21 protein-coding genes and 3 pseudogenes are annotated in these 26,554 nt (G+C 68.7%); 8 read left to right on the top strand and 16 right to left on the bottom strand.

Features of this window, described 5'->3' with window-relative positions:
• Window positions 1–19: 19 nt before the first annotated feature.
• Both ASD79_RS02650 and ASD79_RS02655 read right to left on the bottom strand, forming a co-directional pair.
• On the bottom strand, window positions 20–346 hold the full coding sequence (locus tag ASD79_RS02650; protein WP_056719492.1) for a hypothetical protein: 327 nt from the start codon (window positions 344–346) through the stop codon (window positions 20–22).
• Between the two features lie 360 nt (window positions 347–706).
• On the bottom strand, window positions 707–1,600 hold the full coding sequence (locus ASD79_RS02655) for a LysR family transcriptional regulator (protein WP_056719865.1): 894 nt from the start codon (window positions 1,598–1,600) through the stop codon (window positions 707–709).
• A 95-nt stretch (window positions 1,601–1,695) separates the two neighbouring features.
• Between ASD79_RS02655 and ASD79_RS02660 the strand changes: the two are divergent.
• Both ASD79_RS02660 and ASD79_RS24845 read left to right on the top strand, forming a co-directional pair.
• A pseudogene (locus ASD79_RS02660) lies at window positions 1,696–2,349 on the top strand (NAD-dependent epimerase/dehydratase family protein); the annotation flags it as partial.
• Window positions 2,350–2,642: 293 nt separating this feature from the next.
• Window positions 2,643–2,726, top strand: a pseudogene (locus ASD79_RS24845) (hypothetical protein); the annotation flags it as partial.
• Between the two features lie 107 nt (window positions 2,727–2,833).
• Here ASD79_RS24845 and ASD79_RS02665 read toward each other — a convergent pair.
• The 4 genes and pseudogenes from ASD79_RS02665 to ASD79_RS02680 all read right to left on the bottom strand — a co-directional run bounded on the left by ASD79_RS02665 (window position 2,834) and on the right by ASD79_RS02680 (window position 8,247).
• A pseudogene (locus tag ASD79_RS02665) lies at window positions 2,834–3,654 on the bottom strand (DUF72 domain-containing protein).
• Between the two features lie 165 nt (window positions 3,655–3,819).
• Window positions 3,820–5,220, bottom strand: coding sequence for an L-serine ammonia-lyase (locus ASD79_RS02670; RefSeq protein WP_056719495.1), 1,401 nt, complete (start codon window positions 5,218–5,220; stop codon window positions 3,820–3,822).
• 176 nt (window positions 5,221–5,396) lie between these two features.
• Window positions 5,397–7,067 (bottom strand): M28 family metallopeptidase, encoded by a 1,671-nt coding sequence (locus ASD79_RS02675; protein ID WP_056719496.1) that lies wholly within the window; start codon window positions 7,065–7,067, stop codon window positions 5,397–5,399.
• Window positions 7,068–7,257: 190 nt separating this feature from the next.
• Window positions 7,258–8,247: a threonine/serine dehydratase gene (locus ASD79_RS02680; protein ID WP_056719497.1), complete on the bottom strand. Its 990-nt coding sequence runs from the start codon at window positions 8,245–8,247 to the stop codon at window positions 7,258–7,260.
• A 135-nt stretch (window positions 8,248–8,382) separates the two neighbouring features.
• On the opposite strand from ASD79_RS02680, the gene ASD79_RS02685 reads away from it, so the two are divergent.
• Both ASD79_RS02685 and ASD79_RS02690 read left to right on the top strand, forming a co-directional pair.
• On the top strand, window positions 8,383–8,952 hold the full coding sequence (locus ASD79_RS02685) for an acyloxyacyl hydrolase (protein WP_056719498.1): 570 nt from the start codon (window positions 8,383–8,385) through the stop codon (window positions 8,950–8,952).
• Window positions 8,953–9,088: 136 nt separating this feature from the next.
• The gene (locus tag ASD79_RS02690; RefSeq protein ID WP_056719499.1) at window positions 9,089–10,375 is read left to right on the top strand and encodes an adenylosuccinate synthase; all 1,287 of its coding nucleotides are present in this window, start codon (window positions 9,089–9,091) and stop codon (window positions 10,373–10,375) included.
• 42 nt (window positions 10,376–10,417) lie between these two features.
• Here the strand turns inward: ASD79_RS02690 and ASD79_RS02695 are convergent, their stop codons facing one another.
• Entirely contained in the window at window positions 10,418–12,742 is a 2,325-nt protein-coding gene (locus tag ASD79_RS02695) for an alkaline phosphatase family protein (RefSeq protein ID WP_200952266.1), read from the bottom strand.
• A 228-nt stretch (window positions 12,743–12,970) separates the two neighbouring features.
• Here ASD79_RS02695 and ASD79_RS02700 point away from each other — a divergent pair, with 228 nt between their 5' ends.
• Entirely contained in the window at window positions 12,971–14,113 is a 1,143-nt protein-coding gene (locus tag ASD79_RS02700; protein ID WP_056719500.1) for a hypothetical protein, read from the top strand.
• 289 nt (window positions 14,114–14,402) lie between these two features.
• Window positions 14,403–15,203, top strand: coding sequence for a response regulator (locus tag ASD79_RS02705; RefSeq protein ID WP_156400329.1), 801 nt, complete (start codon window positions 14,403–14,405; stop codon window positions 15,201–15,203).
• A 228-nt stretch (window positions 15,204–15,431) separates the two neighbouring features.
• On the opposite strand, the gene ASD79_RS02710 is transcribed toward ASD79_RS02705, so the two are convergent.
• From ASD79_RS02710 to rpoH, 3 genes are all read right to left on the bottom strand, one after another.
• Entirely contained in the window at window positions 15,432–17,729 is a 2,298-nt protein-coding gene (locus tag ASD79_RS02710) for a TonB-dependent siderophore receptor (protein WP_056719501.1), read from the bottom strand.
• Window positions 17,730–17,900: 171 nt separating this feature from the next.
• Window positions 17,901–18,602 (bottom strand): alpha/beta fold hydrolase, encoded by a 702-nt coding sequence (locus tag ASD79_RS02715; protein ID WP_056719502.1) that lies wholly within the window; start codon window positions 18,600–18,602, stop codon window positions 17,901–17,903.
• 58 nt (window positions 18,603–18,660) lie between these two features.
• A complete protein-coding gene (gene rpoH, locus ASD79_RS02720; protein WP_156400369.1) occupies window positions 18,661–19,557 on the bottom strand; it encodes an RNA polymerase sigma factor RpoH in 897 nt (298 codons plus the stop codon).
• A 360-nt stretch (window positions 19,558–19,917) separates the two neighbouring features.
• On the opposite strand from rpoH, the gene ASD79_RS02725 reads away from it, so the two are divergent.
• Window positions 19,918–20,277: a phage holin family protein gene (locus ASD79_RS02725; protein ID WP_056719503.1), complete on the top strand. Its 360-nt coding sequence runs from the start codon at window positions 19,918–19,920 to the stop codon at window positions 20,275–20,277.
• A 208-nt stretch (window positions 20,278–20,485) separates the two neighbouring features.
• Here the strand turns inward: ASD79_RS02725 and ASD79_RS02730 are convergent, their stop codons facing one another.
• The 4 genes from ASD79_RS02730 to ASD79_RS02745 form a co-directional block, all read right to left on the bottom strand.
• The gene (locus tag ASD79_RS02730; RefSeq protein WP_056719867.1) at window positions 20,486–21,223 is read right to left on the bottom strand and encodes a tetratricopeptide repeat protein; all 738 of its coding nucleotides are present in this window, start codon (window positions 21,221–21,223) and stop codon (window positions 20,486–20,488) included.
• A gap of 65 nt (window positions 21,224–21,288) precedes the next feature.
• The gene (gene pth, locus ASD79_RS02735) at window positions 21,289–21,909 is read right to left on the bottom strand and encodes an aminoacyl-tRNA hydrolase (protein WP_056719504.1); all 621 of its coding nucleotides are present in this window, start codon (window positions 21,907–21,909) and stop codon (window positions 21,289–21,291) included.
• 212 nt (window positions 21,910–22,121) lie between these two features.
• Window positions 22,122–22,721, bottom strand: coding sequence for a 50S ribosomal protein L25/general stress protein Ctc (locus ASD79_RS02740; RefSeq protein ID WP_056719505.1), 600 nt, complete (start codon window positions 22,719–22,721; stop codon window positions 22,122–22,124).
• Between the two features lie 358 nt (window positions 22,722–23,079).
• Window positions 23,080–24,159, bottom strand: coding sequence for a hypothetical protein (locus ASD79_RS02745; RefSeq protein WP_056719506.1), 1,080 nt, complete (start codon window positions 24,157–24,159; stop codon window positions 23,080–23,082).
• Window positions 24,160–24,381: 222 nt separating this feature from the next.
• Here ASD79_RS02745 and ASD79_RS02750 point away from each other — a divergent pair, with 222 nt between their 5' ends.
• Window positions 24,382–24,723: a hypothetical protein gene (locus tag ASD79_RS02750; RefSeq protein WP_082584802.1), complete on the top strand. Its 342-nt coding sequence runs from the start codon at window positions 24,382–24,384 to the stop codon at window positions 24,721–24,723.
• On the opposite strand, the gene ASD79_RS02755 is transcribed toward ASD79_RS02750, so the two are convergent.
• Window positions 24,720–25,658: a ribose-phosphate pyrophosphokinase gene (locus ASD79_RS02755; RefSeq protein ID WP_007666251.1), complete on the bottom strand. Its 939-nt coding sequence runs from the start codon at window positions 25,656–25,658 to the stop codon at window positions 24,720–24,722. The two genes, ASD79_RS02750 and ASD79_RS02755, sit on opposite strands and share 4 nt — an antisense overlap.
• 101 nt (window positions 25,659–25,759) lie before the next feature.
• The gene (pgeF, locus tag ASD79_RS02760; protein ID WP_056719508.1) at window positions 25,760–26,554 is read right to left on the bottom strand and encodes a peptidoglycan editing factor PgeF; all 795 of its coding nucleotides are present in this window, start codon (window positions 26,552–26,554) and stop codon (window positions 25,760–25,762) included.

Here is a 26,554-nt window from a genome sequence, read left to right on the forward strand (position 1 = left end):
AAATTGCCCTTGGGGCAGGTCAGCCGCCCAGGCGCGTGTAGGTCGCGGTGCAGCGGCTCTTGCACTGGGCCCATTGACCGCCGCAGCCGTCGTCGTCGCCGCTGGCGCCGCAGAAATAGTAGGCCTTGGCGCAGCTGGCGCGGCACTGGTTGGGGTCCTGGCCCTGGCGGCCGGCGGCCAGGGGAATGGGGATCGGCAGGATCGGATTGGGCGCCTCGACGGGCTGCGAGGCCGAGACGGGCGGGATCATCCGCGTCGGCTTGGCGCGCACCTGAGCGCTGACGGGGGCGCCGGCCGGGGCGGCCAGGGCGGCGATCGTCAGCAGGCAGGCGAGGGCGCGGCGCATGGGCGAGGTGTAGCGCGGCGGGCGTTGAGGTTGGGTTAACCATAAGGCCTGTCATCCCGGACAAGGCCCGCAGGGCCGCCGATCCGGGACCGCCGGAAGCGCCTGCGTTCACGCGTCGGTCCCGGATCTTCGCGCTGCGCGCCAAGTGAGGCCGGGATGACAACGGTGGGGTGGGCTAAGGCTCTGCGGACAGTTGAGCGGTTTGGGCCGGGAAGCGCCCTGCGTCCTTCGAGGCCCTCCCTTGGAGGGCGCCTCAGGATGAGGAATTCAGCAACAATGCTCCTCATCCTGAGGTGCGTAGCGTAGCGAAGCCTCGAAGGACGCACCGCATCGCCCTTCAACATCTACTGTCCACGGCTCCTAAGCCCCCGACGTCGCCAGGAACGCCGCCAGCCCCTCGGCCAGGTGGTCGAACATCGTCCGCATCCGCAGCGTCGCCCGCAGGTCCTCGTGCATGACCAGCCAGACCGGCAGGTCGAAGCCGATCTGGCCGGGGCAGACCGGGATCAGGTCGAGGTCACGGCGGGCGACGCCGTGCTGGATGAAGCCGATTCCGAAGCCGGCGCGGACGGCGGCCAGCTGCGCCAGGTCGCTGTCGGCGCGGAACGCGAAGCCCCCCGGCGGCAGGGGCACGTGCTGGACCAGGCCGCGCAGGAACGGCGTGCCCTTGTCGAAGCCGACCAGCGCATGGTCGCGCAAGGCGTCCAGGGTGATGGGGGCGCCGTTCGCCTCGACATAGCGGCGGTGGGCGTAGAGGCCCAGGTGGGTGTCGCCCAGGCGGCGGGCGACCAGGGCGTCCTGGGTGGGGCGGACCATGCGCACGGCAATGTCGGCCGCGCCGCGCAGCAGGTCCTGCTGCTGGTTGTCCAGCGACAGCTCGACGACCACGCCGGGGTGCAGCGGGCGGTAGGCGGCCAGGACCCTTGGCAGCACCTCGGCGCCGATGATCTCGCTGGCGGTGATGCGGACGATCCCGCGCGCGGTGTTGCCCGCCCCCGAGGCGGCGCGGGCCATGGCGCTGGCCGCTCCGGCCATGGCCCGGGCGTGCGGGGCCAGGTCGAGGGCGGCGTCGGTGGGCTTCAGGCCCTGGGGCGAGCGGGTGAACAGGGCCACGCCCAGGCCGCGCTCCAGTTCGGCGACCTGCCGACCCAGGGTCGGCTGGGTCAGGCCCAGGTCGCGGGCGGCGGCCGACAGGCTGCCCTCGGTCAGCACGGCCAGGAAGGCGCGGTAGAGGTTCCAGTCGGGATCACTCATGCATTTGTGCATAGCAGATCAACGAGCTTCGGCAATTCTCGTTTATCAGATCGAGGCGCAAGTTCCCGTCATCAGCTTTTCACGGAAGACCGGACATGACCTCGAACCCTCAGCGTATCGCCCTGGTGATCGGCGCGGCCGGCGGCATCGGCGGCGAAGCGGCCGCCGCCCTGGTCCGCCACGGCTGGACCGTTCGCGGCCTGACCCGCCGGCCGATGCCGGCCCGGCCCGGGATGGACTGGGTTTCCGGCGACGCCATGGTCGCCGCCGACGTGGCCCGCGCGGCCCGGGGCGCGTCGCTGATCGTCCACGCCGCCAATCCGCCCGGCTACAAGGACTGGGACAAGCTGGTCCTGCCGATGCTCGACAACAGCATCGCCGCGGCCCGGGCGGCAGGCGCGCGGGTGCTGCTGCCGGGCACGGTCTACAATTTCGGCCTGGAGGCTTTCCCGCTGATCGACGAGACCGCGCCGCAGCGACCGACCACCCGCAAGGGCAAGATCCGGGTCGAGATGGAGCGGCGGCTGAAGGTGGCGTCCACGCAAGGCGTCCCCGTGTTGATCGTCCGGGCCGGCGACTTCTTCGGCCCCCACGCCGGCAACAACTGGTTCGGCCAGGCGGTGGTCAAGCCGGGCGGGCCGCTGACCTCGGTGACCGAGCCCGCCGCGCGCGGCCTCAGCCACGCCTGGGCCTATCTGCCCGACCTGGCCGAGACCATGGCCCGGCTGCTGGACCGCGCCGATCGGCTTGGGCCGTTCGAGGTGTTCCACTTCGGCGGCCATCTGCTGGCCTGGGGCGAGATGGCGGCCTCGGTGCGCCGGGCAGCCGGCCAGCCGCGCCTGCCGGTCAAGAGCTTCCCCTGGGCGCTGGTGGTGGCCCTGTCGCCCTTCGTGCGGCTGTTCGGTGAGATGGCCGAGATGCGCTACCTGTGGCGCGAGCCGATGGTGCTGAACGACGGCAAGCTGCGGACCTTCCTGGGCGGGGAGGTGCCGGCCACGCCGCTGGACCTGGCGGTGGCGGCGAGTTTGCGGGGGCTGGGGTGCTTGGAGGCTTCGCGCGATATGAACCCTCTCCCAGAGGGAGAGGGCGGGGCCCGCCGCGTAGCGGTGGGAGGGTGAGGGGTTACACCCTCACCGCTTTCACTCGAACGCCCTGCCGGCACGCCGTCGAACGCAGAACCCCCTCACCCTCCCAAGCTTCGCTTGGGCCCCTCCCTCTCCCCATGGGAGAGGGCTAGGCGCCCAGCTTCCCGATCAGCGCCATGGCCGCGGCCGGGTTGCGCACCTTCGCCCCGGAGATGAAGTAGGCGAAGACGTCGCCGCGCTGGGCCCACGTCCGCGCCTGGGCCACCACGCCGTCCAGCTCTTCCGAGGTCATGCCGGTGGGCTCGTCCTCGCGGCTGCACATCAGCCGGGCATAGGTGAAGTCGGCGGTCGGTTCGTCGATGCGCGGCCAGTCGGGCGACTCGTCGTCGACGGCGTAGACGATGGCCGCGCCGTATTTGGCGGCCAGGTCGTAGAACGCCTGCGTCTGGAAGGTGGGGCTGCGGACCTCCAGGGCATGGCGCGCCGGCCGGCCGCCGATCTCCTTGGGCAGCAGCTTCAAGAAGCCCTCGAAATCGACCGGGTCGAACTTCTTGGTGGCCATGAACTGCCAGTTGATGGGGCCCAGCTTGGGACCCAGCTCCTCCAGCCCCTGGGTCAGGAACTTCTCCAGCGAGTCGTTGTTCTCCGACAGCACCCGGCGATTGGTGCAGAAGCGGCTGGCCTTGACCGCGAACACGAAGTCGTCGGGCGTCTCGTCGCGCCACTTCATCCAGCTGTTGGGCTTGAAGGTGGAATAGTAGGTGCCGTTGATCTCGATGCTGGTCAGCTTGGACGCGGCGTATTTCAGCTCGTCCTTCTGCTTGAGGTCATCGGGATAGAAGGGACCGCCCCGCCAGGGCTCGAAGGTCCAGCCGCCGATGCCGGCGCGAATGGTTCCGGGCATGAGTGTTCCCTTCCTGTTCTTGTGGCGCACCCTATGGGGACACCGCGGCGTTCGCAAGTCGCCAAATCAGGTCCTCCCCCTATGGGGGAGGTGTCGGCGCAGCCGACGGTGGGGGGAGTCTTGGGCAAGCGGCGGTTGCCTGGATCGGGCGTCGTATCACGCCCCCCACCGGTCGCTTCGCGACCGCCTCCCCCACAGGGGGAGGATCTAGGAGGTAAGGCTTCGGCCTCTCAGCACTCCACCCGATTGACCGACAGCCCCACCGCCAATCCCCCCAGCGAGGTCTCCTTGTAGATCTCGCTCATGTCCTCGCCGGTCCGCTTCATGGTGGCGATCACCTTGTCCAGCGACACCGAGTGCTGGCCGTCGCCCAGCAGCGCCAGCCGCGCGGCGTCGATGGCCTTGATCGCCCCCATGGCGTTGCGCTCGATGCAGGGGATCTGCACCAGGCCGCCGATCGGGTCGCAGGTCAGGCCGAGATTGTGCTCCATGCCGATCTCGGCGGCGTTCTCGATCTGCTCGTTGGTCCCGCCCAGGGCCGCGCACAGTCCGCCGGCCGCCATCGAGCAGGCCACCCCGACCTCGCCCTGGCAGCCGACCTCGGCCCCGCTGATCGAGGCGTTGCGCTTATAGAGCGCGCCGATGGCGGCGGCGGTGAGCAGGAACACCCGCACCCCCTGCGGCGTGCCCTGGTGGAAGCGGTGGTAGAAGCGCAGCACCGCCGGGATCAGGCCGGCCGCGCCGTTGGTCGGGGCGGTGACCACCCGGCCGCCGGCCGCGTTCTCCTCGTTGACCGCCATGGCCCACAGGTTGACATAGTCCATGGCCGCCAGCGGGTCGCTGATCTGGCGCTCCATGCGGCCCTGGATGGTCTGGTGGATCTGCCGCGCCCGGCGCTTGACCGACAGGCCGCCGGGCAGGATGCCGGTCTCGCGCATGCCGCGGTCGATACAGGCCTCCATGGCGTCGAAGATCCGGTCCAGGCCGGCGTTCAGCGCCGCCTCGTCCATCCGCGACAGCTCGTTGGCCCCCATCACCCCGGCGATGGTCAGGCCGGCGTCGGCGGCCCGCTGCAGCAGGTCGGCGCCGGACTCGAACGGGAAGGGGATCTCGGGGCCTTCCTCCGGCGGGGTGTTGCGGCCCATTTCGCTCTCGTCGCGCACGAAGCCGCCGCCGATCGAGAAATAGGTGCGCTCGGCCAGCGCGACGCCAGCGGCGTCGAAGGCGGTAAAGGTCAGCGCGTTGGGATGCTGGGGCAAGCGCTCGTGGCCGGCCCAGACGATGTCGCGCTCGGCGTCGAAGCCGATCCCGACGCCGTCCTCCCTTGGGCCGCCCAGCATCAGCCACTGGCTGGCGGCGGCTTCGACCAGGGCCGCCTCGCCGGCGTCGGGGTCCAGCGTGGCGGGCACGAAGCCCATCAGCCCCAGGATCACCGCCCGGTCGGTGGCGTGGCCGCGCCCGGTCAGGGCCAGGGAGGCGTAGAGCCGGGTCTCGACCCGGGCGACGTCGGGCAGCTGGCCGGCGTCGCGCAGCCGCCCGACAAACAGCCCGGCGGCCGTCATCGGCCCCATGGTGTGGCTGCTGGACGGGCCGACGCCGAGTTTGAACAGATCGAAGACGGAGGCTGTCATTCAGGTATCCCGCTCATCCCAACGTGGGAGGAGCACCAATCAATCGCAATGAACCTGTCATCCCGGACAAGGCCCGAAGGGCCGCCGATCCGGGACCGCCGGAAGCGCGGCGCTCAGGCGTCGGTCCCGGATCTTCGCGCTGCGCGCTCGTCCGGGATGACAAGTGAGAGAGAAAGCTACTTCCGGTCCGCCTTGGACGCGTCCCGCGGCGCCTTGAACTCCGACCCCGCCTGCCATTCCGGCCAGGTCTTGGAATTGGCCAGGTCCGAGCCGACCTCGTAGAACAGCCCGATGTCCTGGGCCTGGCCGGTCAGGTCCCAGTCGGCTTTCCATTCGTCGGCTGGCTGGTGGTAGCGGTTGGCGGTGTAGTCGGCCTCGGCCTTGGCGCCGGCTTCCTTGCCGCCGACCAACAGGTCCTCGCCCGAGCCGACCGAGATGGCCGGCACGCCGCGCTTGGCGAACGGGAAGTGGTCCGAGCGGTAGAAGTGGCCGGCCTGGGGCGAGGGGTCTGGCGTGAAATAGCGGCCGTGGGCCTTGGCCTTGGCGACCAGCAGGTTCTGCAGGTCGACCTTGCCATCGCCCGAGGTGGTGATGTCCTTGGCCGGGCCGGTGGCCGACAGGGCGTCGATGTTCAGGTCGCCGACGGTCTTGGACAGCGGATAGAGCGGGTTGGCGGCGTAGTATTCCGAGCCCAGCAGGCCGCGTTCCTCGGCGGTGACCGCCAGGAACAGGATCGAGCGCTGCGGGGCCGGCTGGCTCTTGAAGGCGCGGGCCAGTTCCAGGATGGCGGCGATGCCGTCGGCGTTGTCGATCGCGCCATTATAGATCTTGTCGCCGCGCGCGTCGGGCTGGCCGACGCCCAGGTGGTCCCAGTGGGCGCTGTAGATCACCGTCTCGTCGGGGCGGGTCGCGCCCTTGATGCGGCCGGCGATGTTCTTGGAGACGATCACCGAATGGTCGACGGCGTATTCGGCCGAGAAGGTCGCGCCCTTCAGGGTCACCGGCTTGAAGTCGCGGGACTGGGCCTGGGCCTTCAGGGCGTCGAAGTCGAGGCCGGCCGCCTTGAACAGGCTGACGGCCGTGTCGCGCTGGATCCAGGCTTCCAGGTCGGGATGGACGGCCTTGGGCGCCTTGCGGACGATGTCGAACATCGTGTTGGTGTTGGAGTTCTTGACCGTCGCCCAGCCGTACGAGGCCGGGGCGGTCTCGTGGACGATCAGCACGCCCGCCGCGCCCTGGCGGGCGGCCTCCTCGAACTTGTAGGTCCAGCGGCCGTAATAGGTCATGGCCTTGCCGCCGAAATCGCCGGTTCCGGTTTCGAAGTCGGGGTCGTTGATCAGCACGACCAGGACCTTGCCCTTCAGGTCCAGGCCCTTGAAATCGTCCCAATGGCGCTCGGGCGCCTTGACGCCGTAGCCGACGAAGACCAGCGGGGCGTCCTTGATCGACACCTTGTCGGCGTTGGTCATGGCCGCGCGGATGGCGATCTGCTCGCCCTGGGCCAGGGGAACGGCCTTGCCGTCGAGGGTGAACTGGGCCGCGACCGGGCCCTTGATGTCGAACTTGCCCAGCGGCACGTCTTGGGTCCAGGCCCGGGTCCCGTCCTTCAGATCGCCGGCCGGCTCCAGGCCGATGGCCTTCATCTGGTCGACGATGTAGCCGACGGACTTGGTCTCGCCCGCCGTGGCCGGGCCGCGGCCCTCGAAGTCGTCGGACGACAGCACCTTGATGTGGGCCGACAATTTGGCGGGGTCGATGTTGGGCGCGTCAGCGGCCCCTTGCGCGAAAGAGGGGTTCGCCAGCATGGGAGCGGCGATCAGGGCGGTCGCGAGCAGCAGGCGTTTCATCGTTGTCACTCTTTGGAGCAGATCTTTGTCGTTGGGGCGGGACCCTAGCGGGAGCTTTGCGCGGCGGCTAGGGGCGGTCGCCCTGCGTCCTTCGAGGCCCGCTGCGCGGGCGCCTCAGGATGAGGGCCGTTGTGCTGAATTCCTCATCCTGAGGTGCGAGGCGGAGCCGAGCCTCGAAGGACGCACGGCGTCAGATCTCCCCGCCCAGCACCCGCGCATACAGCGCCGGGTCGACATTGCCGCCGGAGCAGACGATGGCCGCCGTCTGGCCTTTCAGGTCGATCTTCCCGGTCAGAGCCGCCGTCAGGGCCACGCAGCCGCCCGGCTCGATCACCAGTTTCAGCACCGAGAAGGCGTAGCGCATGGCCTCGGCGACCTCGGCGTCGGTGACGGCGACGACGCCCGTCAGGTTCCGCTGGTTGATCGGCCAGGTCAGTTCGCCGGGGGTCGGGGTCAGCAGGGCGTCGCAGATCGAGCGAGCGCCGTCGTCGATGGTCTCGCGCTGGCCGGAGGCGAGAGATCGCCGGGTTTCGTCGAAGCCGGCCGGCTCGGCGCCCCAGACCTGCGTCGCCGGCGACAGCGCCTTGACCGCCGTGGAGACGCCGGCGATCAGCCCGCCGCCGCCGACGGGCGAGAGCACCCGGTCCAGCTCGACGCCGAGGGCGCGGGCGTCCTCGACGATCTCCAGCCCGACCGTGCCCTGGCCGGCGATGATGTGCGGGTCGTCATAGGACGGCACGACCACGCAGCCGCGCTCGGCGGCGATCTCGGCGGCGATGGCGATGCGGTCGTCGGCGAAGCGGTCGTAGAAGCGGATCTCGGCCCCGAAACCGCGCGTGCCCTCGACCTTCACCGCCGGCGAGTCGCTGGGCATGACGATCAGGGCCGGGCAGCCCAGCAGCCGCGCGGCCAGCGCCACGCCCTGGGCGTGGTTGCCGGACGAGAAGGCCACCACCCCGCGACGGCGCTCGTCGGCGCTCAACCGCGACAGGCGGTTATAGGCGCCCCGGAACTTGAAGGCGCCGGCCCGCTGCAGGGTTTCGGACTTGATCAGCACCCGGCCGCCCAGGCGCTCGTTGAGCGCGGGGCTTTCGATCAGCGGGGTGCGGACGGCGTGGCCGGCCAGGCGCGCGGCGGCGTCCTGGACGTCGGAAAAGGCGATGGGGAGGGCAAGGGTCATGGCCAAGGTCTACCTCCACACGTTCTCCACCGAAACCCTTTGCGAGCGCTGCCTTTAGGGAGATAAGGAAACACAGGAATCGCTGGGGAGCAGTCCGTGAAGAAAGCCCTTTTCGCTGTCGCGGCTTGCGCCGCCATGGCCGTCGCCGCGCCGGCCCTGGCCGGTGAAGTCTTCGTCGGCGTCTACAAGCATGACGTGACCTTCCTGGGCGAGGCCGTCGGCCTGGGCGCCGCCGGTCGCGAGGACGGGGTCGACGTCCACCTGGGCTATCGCACCGACCGCATCGAGAGCCTGGGCTGGCTGGGCAAGCCCCAGGTCCACGCCTTTGTCTCGATCAACAGCGAGAACACCTCCAACTTCGTGGCCGCCGGCTTCGACTGGCCGATCGAACTGGGCGACGCGGGCGGCTTCTACCTGCGCCCGGGCTTTGGCCTGGCCTATACCGACGGCGAGGCCGGCCTGCCGCCGGTCAACCAGCCAGGCATCAGCCAGGCCGAGATCGACCGCCGCCTGGTGCTCTACAACACCCGCATTGATTTCGGCTCCAAGGTGCTGTTCGAGCCGGAACTGGCCCTGGGCTACCGGTTCAACGACCGGATGTCGGCTGAACTGTCCTATACGCACCTGTCGAACGGCCAGATCTTCCACCAAGGCAAGAACCAGGGGCTTGACGACGTGGGTGTGCGGCTGGTTTACGCCTTCTGACTTCGCGGGGTTCGGCGATCCGGACCCCACAGTCGCCCAAGCTTGGGCCGCCCAGAATTGAATTCAACGTCCGCAGCCGAGTCCTGTCGAAGGGCCGCGTGACGTCACCGGGCAGGTGACAAGGCATACCTAGACCATGGCCAATGTGACCGTAGTCGGCGCCCAATGGGGCGACGAGGGCAAGGGCAAGATCGTCGACTGGCTCAGCAACCGGGCCGATGTCGTCGTGCGTTTCCAGGGCGGCCACAACGCCGGCCACACCCTGGTGGTGGACGGCAAGGTCTACAAGCTGGCCCTGCTGCCGTCTGGGGTTGTTCAAGGCAAGCTGTCGGTCATCGGCAACGGCGTGGTGGTCGATCCCTGGCACCTGCTCTCCGAGATCGACAAGATCGCCGAGCAGGGCGTGCTGATCTCGCCCGAGCTGCTGGTGGTGGCCGACAACGCCTGCCTGATCCTGCCGCTGCACAAGGACCTGGACCAGGCCCGCGAGGCCGCCTCGACCCAGAAGATCGGCACCACCGGCCGCGGCATCGGCCCGGCCTATGAGGACAAGGTCGGCCGCCGCGCCATCCGTGTCGCCGACCTGGCCGACCCCGAGGCCCTGAAGCCGAAGATCGAGCGCCTGCTCGCCCACCACGGCGCCCTGCGCCGGGGCCTGGGCCTGCCGGAAGCCGACGGCGCCCAGCTGTTCGACCAGCTGATGGAGATCGCCCCGCGCGTGCTGGCCTACGCCCAGCCGGCCTGGCGCCTGCTGGACAAGGCCTGCAAGGAGGGCCGCAAGATCCTGTTCGAGGGCGCCCAGGGCGCCCTGCTCGACGTCGACCACGGCACCTATCCGTTCGTCACCTCGTCCAACACCGTGGCCGGCCAGGCCTCGGCCGGCTCGGGCATGGGCCCATCGGCGGTCGGCTATGTGCTGGGCATCGTCAAGGCCTACACCACCCGCGTCGGCGAGGGCCCGTTCGCGGCCGAGCTGGACGACGAGGTCGGCCGCCACCTGTCGACGGTCGGCCGCGAGGTCGGCGTCAACACCGGCCGGGCCCGCCGCTGCGGCTGGTTCGACGCGGTGCTGGTGCGCCAGTCGGTGGCCATCAACGGCATCCACGGCGTGGCCCTGACCAAGCTGGACGTGCTGGACGGCCTCAAGACCCTGAAGATCTGCGTCGGCTACAAGATCGGCGACAAGGTCGTCGACTATCTGCCGGCCGGCATGCGCGATCAGAAGGCCGCCCAGCCGATCTACGAGGAGATGGACGGCTGGAGCGAAAGCACCGCCGGCGCCCGCTCGTTCAAGGACCTCAACGCCAACGCCGTGAAGTACGTGCGCCGGGTCGAGGAACTGATCGGCGCCCCGGTGGCCCTGCTGTCGACCAGCCCCGAGCGCGACGACACCATCCTGATGCGCGACCCGTTCCAGGGGTAGGGGCGGGCGGCGAGGGATGCCGGTCGTCCCTCGCCATCCCCGTCAACCGGCCGCGCGCGGACGGGGCGGCGGGGCGGTGGGCGCGCGGGTGGCGCGGGCCAGGTTGGCCTTGGTGACCACTTCCCGCGCATAGGCCTCGGCCTGGGCCGCGGTGGTGATTCCGGCCAGGCGGGCCTTGATCGCCTCGACTTCGGCCGGGTCGCCGCGCGCCAACTCCACGTCGGTCTTGGCCAGCACCTGCAGGAAGCCCTGGGTGTTGCCGGTCTCGGGCAGCGGTTGGGCGCCGGCTTCCGCCGACGTCGCCAGGGCGGCGGGCCGCGCGGCGAGACTCGCCGGGTTGTTCAGGACCGTCGGGCAGTCGGTGCGCGGCGCGGTCAGCGACAGCAGCGACAGCACGTCGTTGGCCCCCGCGTCGCGCTGGGTCATGGTTCCGACGCCGTAGAGCGCGTTGAGCGTCGCCGACACCGAGGCGTGATCGTACAGGCTCAGATCGACGGCGCCCTGCGGGATCAGGGGCGAGACGATGACGGCGGGCACGCGCACGCCGTACCAGTCGAACAGGAAGCCGCCGCTGTTGATCGACAGGTCCTGCGGGCTGCCGTCTCCCGGCGGCGTCGCGGCCCCGGGCTGCACGGAGTCGTAGAAGCCGCCGTGCTCGTCATAGGTGATGATCAGCAGGCTGCGTTCCCAGACCGGCGAATTGCGGATCGCCTCGTAGGTCGCCTTGATCAGGGCCTCGCCGCCCGCCACCGAATCCATCGGGTGCTGCGACGAGCCGCCGACATAGGAACCGCCGAGGACGTCGCCATAGTTGGGCTCGATGAAGGTGTAGGCGTAGGGATAGGGCCCCTGGAGGTCCGAGGCGAAGGACGAGAAGTCGTTGGTGTTGACCTTGTAGACGATGCCCTTGAGGGCGGCCACCTGGGGCACGCCGCCCAGGACCGGTCCGTTCTCGTCCACATAGATGCGCCATTGCAGGCCGGCCGCCGTCAGCTTGTCGTAGATCGACGCGCCGGAGGGGTAGGTGAAGCCGCCGCCCAGGGGCGCCTCCCACGTCCCGATCTGGAACGAGCCCGGCGAATCCGCCCAGCCGGCCGACGAGGCTCCGTGGACGAAGAACCGGTTGGGCCAGGTCGGGCCGGGGATGGATGAATGCCACTGATTGCAGATCGCGAAGGTCGTCGCCAGTTGGTAGATCACCGGCACCTGACTCGGCGTGAAGCCCAGCATGATGTCGCCGTACTCGTCGGCGGTCGGCAGGCCGGGGTTCTTCGAGGTGATCTCGGTGGTTGTCGTGGCGTAGTTGGCGACGAAGCCGGTGTTGACGATCGGCTGGTTGTAGGCGGTCCACGGCGTGCGCACGGTCCCTGGTCCGGCCAGTTGTTCGACCACGTCGGAAAACTCGTGCCCGGGATCTGTCGGCATGGCCGGCGGGGCCGGAGATCCGGCATTGTAGGTGACGCCGTTGTACTGGTTGCTGTTGGCCGAGGTGGCGACCGTGATGTTCGGGATGCCCGAAAAGGCGAAGATGTTGTCGAACGAGTGGTTCTCCAGCATCAGGACGAAGACGTTGTCGACCTGGGTGTAGGGGCCAACCTTGGTCATCGACGCCGGACAGCCGCCGGAGGGCAGGTTGACCAGGAAGCTGCTGGTGTCGACCGTCAGCGGCAGGTTCTGGCCGGCGTCGGCCGATTGCAGCTGGCATTCCTTCCAGTTGGCGACCGTCCAGGAGCCCGTGCTGGCATAGACGCCGGGCGCCGAGCCGTCCTGGACGGCCATCTTGACGGCCCAGTAGTCCAGCACCAGGGCCACGTCGAGCCCCAGCCGGAAGTAGACGGTGAGCGGCCCGACCTGCTCGCCCGGCGCGGCGAACCAGGTGGCGCTCTGGGTTCCATCGGTGCTGTTGTTGTGGAACAGGGTGATGGTGGCGTGGCCGTCGGTGTTGTTGGTGACATAGGCCTGGGCGGACACGCGATCGACCGGGTTCATCGGCGTCGAGGTGCCGTCCGAGTCCAGGTTGATGACGAAGGTCTGGGTGTCGACCGTGAAGCCCAGGTTCTGCCCCGCGTCGGCGCTCTGCAGCTGGCATTCCTTCCAGTCGCTGTATTGCAGAACGCCGCTGCTCTCGTAGAGGCCGGGCGTCGTGCCGCCCGTCACGCTGATCTCGCAGGACCAGTAGTCGAGGACGGTGAACGATCCCCAGCCGGTATTGAAGTGAACCGTCAGCGGGCCGACCTGCTGGCCCGGCGCCGCGGTCCACGAGCCGCTTTCGGTTCCATAGTCGGAGTTGTTGTGCCACAGCGAAATGGCGGCGGTCCCGTCGGTGTTGTTGGTGATGTAGACTTGGGCGGTCTGTGGCGTTGACATGGGTGTGCCTCCCGGACGCTTCGGGCCGGACCTCTCCGCGAGGTCGACGGGCCGTTGAAAGGAATATGCGGCGACCATTCTTCCGTGGGGATGTGTTGAAGCTAACACACGTGTGGATTGCGACAAGTGAATGGAGCCGAGCTCCCGCCGATCGGGTCCCCCGCACGGTTAGCGTTTGTTTAGCGCGGCCACGCTACAAACCCCTCGCCACCAAGGGGATCGCAGGACTTGTCAGCGCGCCGTAAGTTGAAGTCCGTCCACAAGTCGGACCGCCTGACGCGCAGCCTGCGGGCGCTCGAGCGCACGGCTTCGACCAGCCGGGTGCTGAACCTGCTGGCCATCCAGGCCCAGAGCGGCCACCGGCCCGAGCACGGCGAGGCGCCGCTGTTCCGCAACCGGGTCCTCAACTCCGCCCTGGTGGTCAAGCACCGCCTGCGGGCCGACGACATCTTCCTGTTCGACGAGATCCGGCCCACCGCCACCAAGATCATCATCCCGTTCGAACGCAGCGACCTGGGTCTGGGCGGCCAGTCGTTCTTCGTGGGCCAGCGCGGCTGGGTCGACCTGCTGCGCGAGGCCTGCAACGAATACAGCGACATGGGACGCGACCTGGCGACCTTGCGGCTGATCGACCAGCTGCCGTCGCTGGACCCGTTCCTGCTGCGCGAGCACCTGCGCCGCCATGGGCTGATGGCGGCGCCCTGCTATTTCGCGCTGTCGGGCGCGGACCTGGAGCAGATGCACAGCTTCGTGTCGGTGCAGATCGCGCGCCTGATCGACCTGGCCTTCCAGGAAACCGGCCGGATCGTGCCCGGCGCCTATGCCGCCCGCCTGGTCGAGGCCCTGCTGTCGACCGACGTCGACGCGCGCCTGGAGCCGCTGCGCGAGACCCTGGTCATGGACGGCGAGAGCTTCAAGGAAGGCGTCTTCAGCTGGAAGGGCTTCCTCTATTACAAGTGGATGCTGACCCGGCTGTGGTCGGAGCTGGACGCCGTGGGCGGCGAGATCGCCCGGCTGACGATCACCGGCAACCGCGACCTGGAGACCGCCCGCTATGTCGAGGACATCCGCAAGCGGCTGCGGCGCGGCATCGTCGTCGAGCGCAAGGCGATCCTGCGCTCGCTGGAGATCTACGACCGGGCCTTCGAGGACCTGATCGAGAACAGCCGGCCCCAGGCGTTCCGCGCCTTCCTGCTGCGCGCGCCCGAGATGTTCCTGTCGCTGGGCGAGAAGGTCGGGGTGATCGCCCACATCGCCAGCTTCTGGCGCTACCGCTTCCCGCTGGGCCAGCCCCTGGTCGCCGATATCGGCGAGGCGGTCGACATCCTGCAGGACTTCGACGCGGGTTTGAGCGCCAATCTGGGGGTGTAGGGCCGGAGCGGCTCGTTCACTAAGATCTGTCATCCCGGGCGGAGCGAAGCGCAGACCCGGGACCGCCGGAAGCGCGGCGCTCACGCGTCGGTCCCGGATCGGCGCGCTGCGCGCTTGTCCGGGATGACAGCGGAGGTGTGGGGCAAGCTGATTGCGAAGGCCCAGGGGCTGGTTTTCACCCTCCGACCCGTGACCCGCGACATTTTCGTCGCGGTCGCCCGCCATCAAGTGGATTTTTACCATCGTCCGCCTAATGTGACGGCCGGTTACAGTTGGAGCCCCCGGTCCCGTGTTCGACGGCAATATTCGCACCTTGCAGCGTGTGGCGGCGAAGATGCAGCGCGTGCTGGTCGTCGATCCCAACACCGCGGCCGTGCGCCTGCTCGCCGACCAGCTGCGCCACGTGGGCAACGTCCAGATCTTTCACGCCACCTCGATCGAGGCCGGTTGGTCGATGGCCCGGACCGTTGATCCGCTGCTGATCTTCGTCGAGCACGCCTCCCACGGCTGCGACGGCCTGGCCCTGGCCCGCAAGATCCGCCGCAGCGACCTGGCCTGCCGCGAGAACCCGATCGTCATGTGCACGGCCGAGGCCACCGCCGAGGCGATCTTCGGGGCCCGCGACGCCGGCATCCACGAGTTCATGCGCAAGCCGTTCACGATCAAGGACCTGGAGCGGCGGCTGGAGGCGGTGACGCTGAAGCCGCGCGACTGGGTCGAGGCCGTGCAGTATGTCGGCCCTGACCGGCGTCGGTTCAACTCGGCTGAATACAAGGGCCCGCGCAAGCGCAAGGCCGACGGGGCCGGCACGCCCGCCGCCCGCCTCTCCCAGGCCCTGCGCATCGTCAAGTCGGCGGCCACGGCGCTGGACACCGACCCCAACCAGGCCCGCCGGGCCCTGGCCGCCCAGGCGGTCGAGCTCAAGAAGGTCGGGGCGCTGGTCAACGAACCGCGCCTGGTCCAGGCCGCCGAGGCGCTGGAAGCCTGCACGGCCGGCCCCACCGCCGAGACCCTGGGCCGCCAGGAACTGCTCAAGCGCATCGACTCGCTGATGGTGTTCATGGCCGAGGACACGGGGCGGGTGGCGTAGGGGTCGAGCTTTCTCGCGCCCCCACGGTTGTCATCCCGGACAAGGCCCGCAGGGCCGCCGATCCGGGACCGCCGGAAGCGCCTGCGTTCACGCGTCGGTCCCGGATCTTCGCGCTGCGCGCCAAGTCGAAGGCCGGGATGACAGCCTTCTTGGCTCTGGATGTTGATTTCGAAAAAGGGCGGCGTTCTCGCGAACGCCGCCCTTCGTCGTTTCGGGATGCACCCAGCCCTAGAAGGCCAGGCGGGCGATCAGCTGGTAGACCGGGCCGGCTTCTTCGCTCTCCAGCTCGTATTCGGCGTAGTCGCGCGCGCGCTGGTCGGCCGTGCTGTCGAACTTGTCGAAGGTTTCCCGCTTCTTGGCGTTCAGCAGGTTCGAGCCCGTCAGGCGCAGGGTGAAGCGGTCGCCGATGCGCTTTTCCACGAAGATCTCGAGGTCGGCGCCGTAGGTGGTGGTGACCTCCTCGCCGATCAGGCGGCCATAGGCCTCGCCCTGCTTGCGGTAGCTGGCCCCGAAGGCGCCGCCCAGCTCGGGAAGGTCCTGGATGAAGCCGACGTTCAGCACGTATTTCGACTGGTCGTTGAACCGGCGGCCGCCGAAGGTGTCGTCGATGTCGCTGTCGAGCCACGAGTAGTTGAAGAACACGCCGGTGTTTTCCAGGCCGACCACCGTCAGCGGGGTCGAGAGGTCGAACTCCACGCCCCAGACGCCGCCATCGCCGACATTGCGCGGCTGCAGGACCTGGGCCGGGGCGCCGGCCGAGGGGACGAGGTTGGTGCTGGCCAGCTCGATCAGGTCGGTGACGTCGCGATAGAAGACGTTGACCCCGGCCACGCCGCGGGCGCCCAGGCGGCGCTCATAGCCGACGTCCAGGCCCCAGGCCTTTTCCGGCTTGAGATCGGGGTTGCCGACGAAATCATTGTCGCCGTATTCCTCGTTCAGTCGGGCCGGCGACAACTGGTCGAAGCCGGGGCGACGCACGGTGCGGGCCACCGAGGCGCTGATCCGGTCGCTGGACGACAGGCTCCAGCGCAGGTGGGCCGACGGCAGCAGGACGGCGTAGTCGGTGTCGCTGTCCCGGTCGGCGGCGGCGACGCTGGGGCTGCGGTCCTCGATGCTGACGTCGGTGGTCTCATAGCGCAGGCCCGCCTCCCACTTGAACGGACCGGACTTGCCCGACAGCATCGCATAGGGGTCGATGCGGGTTTCCTCGACGGTGCTCAGGCCGCCCTCGACCGGGGCGAACGGGTTGTTCGGGTTGGCCGCGCCGACGTTGAAGCGGTTGCGGACCGTGGTGATCGAGGTGTCGCGGTCCTTCTTCTGGTACTGGACGCCCAGCTCCAGCTTGGCGGCGCCCAGGTCGCGCTGGTGCTCGATCGCGGCCGAGGTCTCGTTGTCCTCGATGTCGGTGATCGTGCGGTCCAGGGTGTTGCGCGGCTTGGCCCGGTTGTAGTCGGCGTCGTCCTCGCGGTCGAAATCCGACTCGGTGAAGCGGGCGTAGCCGAGCTTGAACTTGGTCAGGCCGCCGAACATCTCGTGCGCGTACTTGCCCGACAGTGTCGTGTTCTCCTGCTCGATCTCGACGACCTGGGCGTTGACGGTCAGCAGGTTGCCGCCCGTGGTCTTGCCGAACACGATCGGGGCCGGATTGCCGCCGGTGGCGGTGTTGTATTCCAGCGAGCGTTCGTCCTGGGTGCGGTCGGTCTTGACGTAGAAGGCGCTCAGGTCGAGGTCGCCGCCGGCCAGCGGCGTCTTGTAGCTGGCGTTGAACGAATAGTCGGTGCCGTCGCGCAGGTCGGTCTGGTCTTCGCGATTGACGAAGTTGGCCGCGCCGGCCGGCGGCTGGGTGTAGCGCAGGCTGGTCTTTTCCTTGGGGTTGCGACGACCTTGGAGGTTGGCGCCCAGCAGCAGGCGGCCGGGGCCGACCTGTCCGCCCCACACGCCACCCAGCGTTTCGCGGATGCGGCCGTCGTTGAACGACAGCGCGCCGGCCCGGACGAAGCCGCCGTTCAGGGAGTAGGCGTCGCGCAGGACGATGTTCAGGGCCCCGGCCACGGCGTCGCCGCTGCGGTTGGCCGAGGCGCTGCGCACCACCTCGATGCGTTCGATCAGCTCGGCCGGGATGCGGTCGACGAAGAACGAGCGGTCGACGCTCGATCCCGGCACCTTCTCGCCGTTGATCAGGATCTGGGTGTAGCCGGGGTCGAGGCCGCGCAGGCGCACGCCGTCCGATTCCAGCACGTCCGACAGGAAGGCCACGCTGGGCACGCGCTTGAGGGCGTCGCCGGCGGTCAGCGGCTCGAAGCGCTGGAAGTAGTCCAGGCCGTAGTCGAGGACCGGCGCGGCGCTTTCCGTGCGGTTGCGGTAGGCGATCTGGGCCTGCACGACGACTTCGGAGGCCGTGACTGGCGTTTCGGCGGCGGTGGCGATCGGCGCGTCGACCTCGGCGGCCCGGACGCCGGTGGGGGCCGCGACGGCCAGGGCCAGGGGCGCGAACGCCGCCAGGGCGAACAGAGCGGTCTTCTTCATCGGAACATCCCCCAGGCGGGCGTCCCGGATTCGGGATCGACCGCACGTTGTCATCACGGGGAGGGGCATAGTTTCGCCGCAATGCGGCGACCAGTGATGTTTCGCTGACAGTTTTGTGTCGATTTTACTGCCGGGCGCGGAAGATCCGTGCGCGGATCAGCGATGGGCAACCTAACGCGCCAGCCACCGGCGCAGGGCCTGGTTGACCGCCTCGGGAGCCTCCATCGGCGTCATGTGTCCGGCCCCGGGGATGACCAGCAGGTGCGTGCAGCCGATCGCCCGGGCCATCTCGCGGTGGCCCTCGACCGGCGTGATGGCGTCGTTCTCGCCGCAGATGATCTGGATCGGCTTGTTCAGCGTCCGCAGCGCCGCCGCGCCGTCGAAGCGCTCCAGGGCGTTCTGGCGCAGGAAGACCTCGCGGCCCAGGCGCTGGGTCATGGCCTGGATGCGACCGGTCAGGTCTTCGTCGTCGAGCCGCGAAGGGTCGATATAGCTGGCCAGGATGCGCTCGGTGACCCCCAGGAACTGGCCCGGGCGCTGGGCCGCGGCGTTCAGGGCCCGCCGCTGGGCCGCGCGCTCGGGGGTGTCGGCGCGGATGGAGGTGTCGAGCAGGGCCAGGCGTTCGATGCGCTCGGGGGCCTGGCGGGCGATCTCCTGGGCGACGTAGCCGCCCATCGAGAAGCCGGCCAGGGCGAAGGTCGGCTCGGCCTGGTCCAGCACCGACCTGGCCAGCTCGGCGAGGGTCGCGCCTTGGGTGAGGTCGGCCACCGCGCAGCGGGCGACGTCGGCCAGGCCCGAGATCTGGTCGCGCCAAAGCTCGGCGTCGTTCAGGAGGCCGGGCAGGAGGATCAATTGGGGGCGAGGATCGGTCATCGAAAAACGCCCCGGACCTTGCGATCCGGGGCGCTCCAGTCTTTCAGGTCAGAACGATCTACGCTTCGACCATGTTCTTGGCGATGGCGGCTTCGCGCATCGACTTCTGCAGCTTCTCGAACGCCCGGACCTCGATCTGACGCACCCGCTCGCGGCTGACGCCGTATTCGGTGGCCAGGTCTTCCAGGGTGGTCGGGTCGTCCTTCAGGCGTCGCTCGGTGAGGATGTGGCGCTCACGGTCGGTGAGTTCGACCATGGCCTCCTCGAGCAGGCCCATGCGCATGGACTTTTCCTGGCTCTCGGCGACCGCGGTCTCTTGCGAAACCTGGTTGTCGTCGGCCAGCCAGTCCTGCCACTCGCTCTCGCTGTCCGAACGCAGCGGGGCGTTCAGCGAGGCGTCGGGGCCGGACAGGCGGCGGTTCATCGAGATGACCTCGCTGTCCAGCACGCCCAGCTTGGTGGCGATGTAGTCGACCTGGTCGGGACGCAGGTCGCCGTCCTGGAAGGCGGCGATCTGGCTCTTGGCCTTGCGCAGGTTGAAGAACAGCTTCTTCTGCGCGGCGGTCGTGCCCATCTTCACCAGCGACCACGAGCGCAGGATGTATTCCTGGATCGAGGCGCGGATCCACCACATGGCGTAGGTGGCCAGGCGGAAACCCTTGTCGGGCTCGAACTTCTTGACGGCCTGCATCAGGCCGACATTGCCCTCGGAGATCACCTCGCCGATCGGCAGGCCGTAGCCGCGATAGCCCATGGCGATCTTGGCCACCAGGCGCAGATGGCTCGTCACCATCTTGTGGGCGGCTTCGCTGTCCTGATGCTCTTTCCAACGCTGGGCGAGCATGAACTCCTCGTCCTTGGGCAGCATCGGGAACTTGCGGATTTCGGTGAGGTAACGCGACAGGCCGCCATCCGGCGACATCACCGATAGTGAATTCACGGCCATAAATACTATCCCCTTGGTACGGACCCGCACGCGGACCGCGCGCCATCATCCCCTTGACAATGGGTCAGATAGGAACGCGTTGCAGTGAAGGTAAGGTCGATAACGCATTTGTAATGTCCGACACCCAGACTCGGGTATTAGACCTTCCGAAAATGAGAATGAACGTTCATTCTCATTTTTTCAAGGCCAAAATTCTGTGGCGACCCTCAGAGTCGCTGGGGCGCGCCTTCCGCATGGGAAACGGCCTCTCGGCCGCGTGGAATCCGCGACGCGGATCGCGCCGTTCCGGCCGGTCGAAAACGGAGGCCTTGCCCGCGTCCGCGTCGTGCTCATCTAATGGTCGCGCTTGAAGAACCACGGAGTCGTCGCATGACGCGTTTCATCATCCGCGCCCTGATCGCGGCGCTGGGCCTCTGGCTGGCGTCCGAGATCGTGCCGGGCATCGCGGCGCCGGGCGGCTGGACCAGCCTGCTGATCGCCGCCGTCCTGCTGGGAATCGTCAACGCCGTGGTCCGGCCCGTGGTCTTCCTGCTCACCCTGCCGCTGACCCTGGTGACCCTGGGCCTGTTCCTGCTGGTGGTGAACGCCGCGATGCTGGGCCTGGTCGGCCTGCTGCTGAAAGGCTTCGTGGTCGACGGCCTGTGGGCCGGGATTCTCGGCTCGGTGGTGGTCGGGGTGGTCAGCTGGCTGGGCCACCTGCTGATGGGGGATGGGCGCGAGCGGGCCTAGGCTCGAATTGGACCCACGCAACCCAAATTGTTTCGTCATCCCGGGCCTTGTGCCCGGGACCCCTTTGTCCGCCGCAGGTGCGGGATGTGGCGCGCCGGCGCGCCATTGCACTTCACCGTCGGCTGAACCAGGGGTTCCGGGCACAAGGCCCGGAATGACGGTTGAAAGGGAGGCGCGAACGGACCGGGGTTCGAGGTCGTCCGTCCGCCTACCCAACCCCCGCCGCCGCCAGGTCACGCCAGCCGCGCGCTTCCTTGCGGAAGTGGGCGTGGGTCTTGGCCAGGCGCTTGTCGATCTCGGCCAGGGCCTCGCGGGCCTCGTCCTCGCGGCCGACCTGCGCCAGGAACACGGCGTAGCGCGCCATGCCCTCGAAGCCCGGCAGGTGGGCGGCGGCCCAGCGCAGGGCGGTGTCGGCCTCGGTCTGGCGGCCCAGGGCGTGATAGGCGCGCCCCATGGCCAGGGCCACCTGCGGGGTGCGGGCGGCGTTGGACTGGGCGCTCAGGGTTTCCAGCAGCGGCAAGGCCTCGGCGGGGCGGTTCAGCTCGATCAGGGCGTTGGCGCGGCCCAGCAGCAATTGCGGATCGTCGGCGTACAGACCTTGCAGCGCCTCGGCATACAGCCGCTCGGCCTCCTGGTGCCGGCCCAGGCCGGTGGCGGCCGCGGCCTGGCGCGCGCGGGCGCCCACGGTCGGGGCGTCGTCGACCGCCTGGGTCGCCTCGCGATACTCTCGCTGCGGGTCCAGCGCCTTGCGGGCCGCCTGGCCCATGCGCTGGGCCTTGCTGCCGCCCAGGAACTCCGGCGCGACGATGGCCAGCAGATAGACCAGCCCGCCCAGCGGCTGGAAGGCCAGGATGATCCACAGCCAGTACATCTGCTGATGGGTGCGGACCACGTGAACACACAGGGCGATCGAGAAGATCAGCGAAAGACCGATGGCGGGGAACATCGAGAACTCCAAGCTCTACCTTGGGTGTTTGTCGCGTTGATGGGCCGGCGTCAATCGCCCGCCCCTCAGTCGGCCTGTCGCGCGGCCTTTTTCGGATCGGCCTTGGGGGCCGGGGCCAGGCGCAGGACCTCGGCCTGGTAACGTTCGTCGTCGCCGGCCGCCGCGAAGGGCAAGGCGTCGGCGATGGCGTCCAGCATCGGGTCCAGCCACTGGTGCTCGACCTTGTGGAAGTCGCCCAGCACATAGTGCATCACCGCGTCCTTGTGGCCGGGGTGACCCACGCCGATGCGGCCGCGCCGGAACGTATCCCCGACCTGGCTGGTGATCGAGCGCACGCCGTTGTTGCCCGCCGCCCCGCCGCCGGCCTTCATCCGGAAACGGCCGGGGGCCATGTCGATCTCGTCGTGGAAGACGATGACGTCGGTCGGGGCCAGCTTGAAGAACTTCATCGCCTCGCCGACGGCGCGGCCACTCTCGTTGTAGAAGGTCTTGGGCTTGAGCAGCAGCAGCTTGACCGGGCCGTCCGGCGTGGAGACCTGGCCCTCGCAGGCCAGGCCCTGGAAGCGCGAGCGCCACGGCGCCGTGCCCCATTCGCGGGCGATGGCGTCGACGGCCATGAACCCGACATTGTGCCGGTTCTTCTCGTACTTGGCTTCGGGATTGCCGAGACCGGCGAGGATCAGCATGGACGGCTTGCTCCGTGCGTCCTTCGAGGCCTTGCTGCGCAAGGCGCCTCAGGATGAGGGATACGATTGGCGGATCAACCCAGGTTCCTCATCCTGAGGCGCCCGCGCAAGCGGGCCTCGAAGGACGCGGCCCTTCAGCCAAAACGCAAAACGGGCGGGCCGTGAAGCCCGCCCGTTTCGATAGCTCAGATCGGAAACCCGACCACCGGCCCTTAGGCTTCGGTGGTGGTGTCGCCTTCGCCCGACTGGGCGGCGGCCGAGGCCTTCAGGTTGGCGATCACGAAGTCGCGGTCCTGGGCCGGGCGCACGCCTTCCGGCAGCTTCACTTCCGAGATGCGGATGGTGTCGCCGATGTCGTGGTGAGCCAGGTCGATGATCAGCTCTTCCGGGATGGCGTCGGCCGGGCAGGCCAGCTCGACGGTGTGACGGACGATCTCCAGCGAGCCGCCCTTCTTCATGCCGACCGAGATGTCGTGGTTCTTGAAGTGGACCGGAACCTGGATCTTGATCAGCTGGTGCTCGCCGACGCGGAACAGGTCGAAGTGGATCGGCTCGTCGGTGACCGGGTGGAACTGGATCGCCTTGGCGATGACCGACTGCTTGTCTTCGCCGTGCTGCAGCGTGACCAGGTGGCCGAGCAGCTTGCCGGTGTAGAGCGCCTTGCGGAATTCGTTCGACTTCACCGCGACGTTTACGGGAGCCTTTTCGCCGCCGTACAGGATGCCGGGGATCTTGCCGGCGCGGCGGGTTTCACGCGAACCGCCGGTGCCGGCGCGATCGCGAACTTCGACGTTGAGAATGATGTCGGCCATGTCTGTCTCTCTGGAGAGCCGGATGCTCTCGGAATGCGAAGCCGCCGCACAAGACTGGATTGTCCCGCCCGGTCGACGTTTTTGAGGTCGCGCTCAATACACAGAACGGCCGCCCATGGCAACGGGCGCGAATGTCGCCCCAAGAGTCACCCTCTCCCGGAGGGGAGAGGGAGGGGCCCGCGTCCCGAAGGGGCGTGGGAGGGTGAGGGGTGACGCTGTTGGCCGTTTTGAGCGCGGAGCCAGGGCGCTTGGGGTTGGGGTTATCGGGGGCGGGGGAAGGCGTCTGGCGCCTTAACCCCTCACCCTCCCATGCTGCCACATGGGCCCCTCCCTCTCCCTCCGGGAGAGGGTTCGTGCTCTAGCTCTTCTTCTTGGCCGAGCCCGCCTTCTTGGCGACCGGCTTCTTCTTCTTGACCACCGGCTCCGGCTTGGGCGGGGGCGGGGGCTCGTAGGGCAGGGCGGCGCCCGAGGCCTTGATCACGCACATGCCGGTGTCGATCATGATGTGCTGGCCCAGGCAGAACACGTCCTCGTAGTGCGGCTTGGCGACGGCCAGGCACTGGTAGAGGTTCAGCTTGGCCATGTTCAGGCACATGGCGCTGGCCGGTTCGGCCATGACCGCGTCGATCAAGGCCAGCTTGTCGTCGCCGGCATAGCCCAGGGCGGCCAGGGCGGCCACGGCCAGGCCACGGATCACCAGGGGCTTGTAGGGCGGCGGCGCGGAACGGAGCGCGGCGGCCGGCACGGCGTCCGGGGCGGCGACCAGCGGCACGGCGGAGCCGTTCCAGGCCTGCTGCAGCACGGCCACGTCGGCGCTGTCGGCCAGGGCCGGGGTCGCCGACATGGTCTTGGCGTAGGCCAGGCGGCCGTCGCGGTCGAGCACGGTGGTCTTCGACCAGGCCGAGTGCTGGACGTCGTAGGCCGCCTGTTTCACGGCCTTGCCGGCGGTGTAGACCTTCAGGCCGTCGCCGTTGAGGGTGTCGATGATCCGGGCGGCGGCGGTGTCGCTGCCCTTGAAGCCGACGGCGTAGGCCGGGTCGGCGACCAGCTGGTTGATGACCTGCTGGCGCTGGGTCGGGTCGGCGGCGAAGGTGCGCACCGAGGCCACGAAGGTGGGGTCCTGCAGGGCCAGAATGGCGGCGTAGGACGTCGCGCCCGACAGGAACTGCTTGGGTTCGTAGGCGACGGCGACCTTCAGGGACGACTGGATCTGGGCGGCGTCCTGGAAGTTGGGGCTGATGGCGCCGGCCCGCTGCATGTAGCCGCGGAAGGCGCTGGCCCGCTCGACGATGGCCGAGGACAGGGTGATCGGCGGCGGGGCGGGCGGCGCGGCGACCACTGGCACCGGCGGAGGCGGGGTGCTGCAGCTGGCCAGGACCGTGGCGACGGCCACGGCCATGGCCGTCAGAGCGGCGCGCTTGCGCGTGGTGGATAGCATCCCGAGAACATCCCCAATGATATAGAGCGCCCGCCATACCATCGGCGAACGGGCGACATTGTGACAGTCAGCCCGTTAACCACACCTTGACAAGCGCCGCCTTCGAAAAGCGCCGGACGGCTGGTCCGGCTTCGGCCTGGAGCAACCTCGCCGGTAGAGTTTGCGACTTCTACTTTTGGATGCGCCAACCTAAGCTTGGCCAAATTAAACCTGGGGATGTTCATGTTGAAGAAGCTTGCGGCGGCGGCCTGCGTGGCGGCCTGCGCGTTTTCGTCGCCCGCGGGGGCGACCAGCGCCGAAGAGGGCTACATCGTCGGCGTGATGGCGATGCGCAATGGCGCGGTGATCTTCTCCCACACCGGTGTTCGGACGGGGACGCCGCCGGCCTGCCACGGTCAAGGCTATGGCTGGGCGCTGAGCGGCGCCACCTTGGGCGGCCAGGCTCAGGTTTCGGCCCTGCTGACCGCCTACGCTCAGCACAAGAAGATCGTGATCATCGGTATGGGAAGCTGCGCCGACTGGCCCGACACCGAGTCTCTCAACTACTTCCGCATCATCGACTAGTCGAACAGCTTGGAGACCGATTCCTCGTTGGCGATCCGGCGGATGGCCTCGCCGATCAGCGGCGCGCACGAGACGTAGCGGATCTTGGGGCAGGCCTTGACCACGTCGGAGGCCTCGATCGAGTCGGTGACCACCAGCTCGGTCAGCACCGAATTGGCCACCCGCTCGGCGGCCGCGCCCGACAGCACCCCGTGGGTGACATAGGCGCTGACCGAGGTCGCGCCCTGGGCGATCAGGGCGGCGGCGGCGTTGCACAGGGTGCCGGCCGAATCGACGATGTCGTCGAACAGGATGCAGCGGCGGCCTTCGACGTCGCCGATGATGTTCATGACCTCGCTCTCGCCCGGAGCCGAGCGGCGCTTGTCGACGATGGCCAGGTCGGCGTCGTTCAGGCGCTTGGCCAGGGCCCGGGCCCGCACCACGCCGCCGACGTCGGGCGAGACGACCATCAGGTCGTCCTTGATCGTGTAGCGCTTGTGGATGTCGTCGGCGAGCAGGCGCGAGGGCAGCAGGTTGTCGGTCGGAATGTCGAAGAAGCCCTGGATCTGGCCGGCGTGCAGATCCATGGTCAGCACCCGGTCGGCGCCCGAACGGGTGATCAGATTGGCCACCAGCTTGGCCGAGATCGGCGTGCGGCCGCCGGTCTTGCGGTCCTGGCGGGCGTAGCCGAAGTAGGGGAGGACGGCGGTGATCCGCTTGCCCGACGCGCGCTTCAGGGCGTCGATGCAGATCAACAGCTCCATCAGGTTGTCGTTGGCCGGATAGCTGGTCGACTGGATGACGAAGACGTCTTCGCCGCGCACGTTTTCGTCGATGGTGACGAACACCTCGAGGTCGGCGAACCGGCGCACCTGGGCGCGGGTCAGCGGCATGTCGAGATACTCCGCGATGGACTGGGCCAGGGTGCGGTTCGAATTGCCGGACAGCAGCTTCATGGTTTTGTCTCGCGGAGGGGTGTCGCCGTTGCGGGGGCTTCTAGCAGTCCCGGGCGCGGGAACAAGGCTGAGTCGCGATTGACCGGGGTTATTTGGCGCGTTCATGCCTCGAGCGCGATCGCCGAGAGCAGCCGTCCGTAGTCGGACTCGCCGCTCAGCACAGCGCGGCGGTTGGAAAAGAACAGGTCGGCTTCCGCGCGGGTATCGCGGCCGACCCATTCGCGCCGTTCGATTCCCGCCGTGTCCAGACGGTCCAGCACGAAGGCCGGCAGGTCGAACATCCGCTTGTCGTCGCTGGCGCCGGCCGTGAAGAATCGCTTGGAGCCGGGGCAGTCGTCCTCGAAGCGGCGCAGGAACTCCAGGCCGACCTCGTAGGACTTGGGGCCGATGCAGGGGCCGACGGCGGCGACCATGCGGGACGGATCGCCGCCCAGGGCGACCATCTGGTCGACGGCCGACTGCACGACGCCGTCCAGCGCCCCGCGCCAGCCCGCGTGGGCGGCGGCGACGATGCGGGCCACGGGGTCGACGATCAGCACCGGCGCGCAGTCGGCGTGCAGGGCCCCGCAGACCACGCCCGGCGTCTTGGTGACAACGGCGTCGCCCTCCGGGCGAACGTCGCCCCACGAACCGTCGGCGACGATGGTGATGGTCGAGTGGATCTGGAAACAGGTGTTGAGGTCTTCCGGCGCGGCCCCGAACCAGGCGGCGGCGCGCGCCCGGTTCTCGGCGACGTCGGCGGGCTCGTCACCGCTGCCGCGTCCGACGTTGAAGCTGGAATAGAGGCCGGTCGAGACCCCGCCCTGGCGCGTGAAGAACGCGTGCTTCACGCCGGCCACGGCGGCCAGCAGCGGCGACTGGACGGTGGGAAGATCGCCGGGGGGAAGCTCTGTCAT

Source organism: Caulobacter sp. Root655, from assembly GCF_001427665.1.
Classification (GTDB): domain Bacteria; phylum Pseudomonadota; class Alphaproteobacteria; order Caulobacterales; family Caulobacteraceae; genus Caulobacter.

Bases quoted from the DNA above. Each gene is read 5' to 3' on its own strand.
- ASD79_RS02725 (WP_056719503.1), top strand. From the start codon at position 19,918: ATGACGCGTTTCATCATCCGCGCCCTGATCGCGGCGCTGGGCCTCTGG.
- ASD79_RS02690 (WP_056719499.1), top strand. From the start codon at position 9,089: ATGGCCAATGTGACCGTAGTCGGCGCCCAATGGGGCGACGAGGGCAAG.
- ASD79_RS02745 (WP_056719506.1), bottom strand. From the start codon at position 24,159: ATGCTATCCACCACGCGCAAGCGCGCCGCTCTGACGGCCATGGCCGTG.
- ASD79_RS02670 (WP_056719495.1), bottom strand. From the start codon at position 5,220: ATGACAGCCTCCGTCTTCGATCTGTTCAAACTCGGCGTCGGCCCGTCC.
- ASD79_RS02695 (WP_200952266.1), bottom strand. From the start codon at position 12,742: ATGTCAACGCCACAGACCGCCCAAGTCTACATCACCAACAACACCGAC.
- ASD79_RS02730 (WP_056719867.1), bottom strand. From the start codon at position 21,223: ATGTTCCCCGCCATCGGTCTTTCGCTGATCTTCTCGATCGCCCTGTGT.
- pth (WP_056719504.1), bottom strand. From the start codon at position 21,909: ATGCTGATCCTCGCCGGTCTCGGCAATCCCGAAGCCAAGTACGAGAAG.
- ASD79_RS02715 (WP_056719502.1), bottom strand. From the start codon at position 18,602: ATGACCGATCCTCGCCCCCAATTGATCCTCCTGCCCGGCCTCCTGAAC.
- ASD79_RS02675 (WP_056719496.1), bottom strand. From the start codon at position 7,067: ATGAAACGCCTGCTGCTCGCGACCGCCCTGATCGCCGCTCCCATGCTG.
- ASD79_RS02750 (WP_082584802.1), top strand. From the start codon at position 24,382: ATGTTGAAGAAGCTTGCGGCGGCGGCCTGCGTGGCGGCCTGCGCGTTT.
- ASD79_RS02680 (WP_056719497.1), bottom strand. From the start codon at position 8,247: ATGACCCTTGCCCTCCCCATCGCCTTTTCCGACGTCCAGGACGCCGCC.
- ASD79_RS02755 (WP_007666251.1), bottom strand. From the start codon at position 25,658: ATGAAGCTGCTGTCCGGCAATTCGAACCGCACCCTGGCCCAGTCCATC.
- ASD79_RS02685 (WP_056719498.1), top strand. From the start codon at position 8,383: ATGGCCGTCGCCGCGCCGGCCCTGGCCGGTGAAGTCTTCGTCGGCGTC.
- ASD79_RS02655 (WP_056719865.1), bottom strand. From the start codon at position 1,600: ATGAGTGATCCCGACTGGAACCTCTACCGCGCCTTCCTGGCCGTGCTG.
- ASD79_RS02710 (WP_056719501.1), bottom strand. From the start codon at position 17,729: ATGAAGAAGACCGCTCTGTTCGCCCTGGCGGCGTTCGCGCCCCTGGCC.
- pgeF (WP_056719508.1), bottom strand. From the start codon at position 26,554: ATGACAGAGCTTCCCCCCGGCGATCTTCCCACCGTCCAGTCGCCGCTG.
- ASD79_RS02740 (WP_056719505.1), bottom strand. From the start codon at position 22,721: ATGGCCGACATCATTCTCAACGTCGAAGTTCGCGATCGCGCCGGCACC.
- ASD79_RS02650 (WP_056719492.1), bottom strand. From the start codon at position 346: ATGCGCCGCGCCCTCGCCTGCCTGCTGACGATCGCCGCCCTGGCCGCC.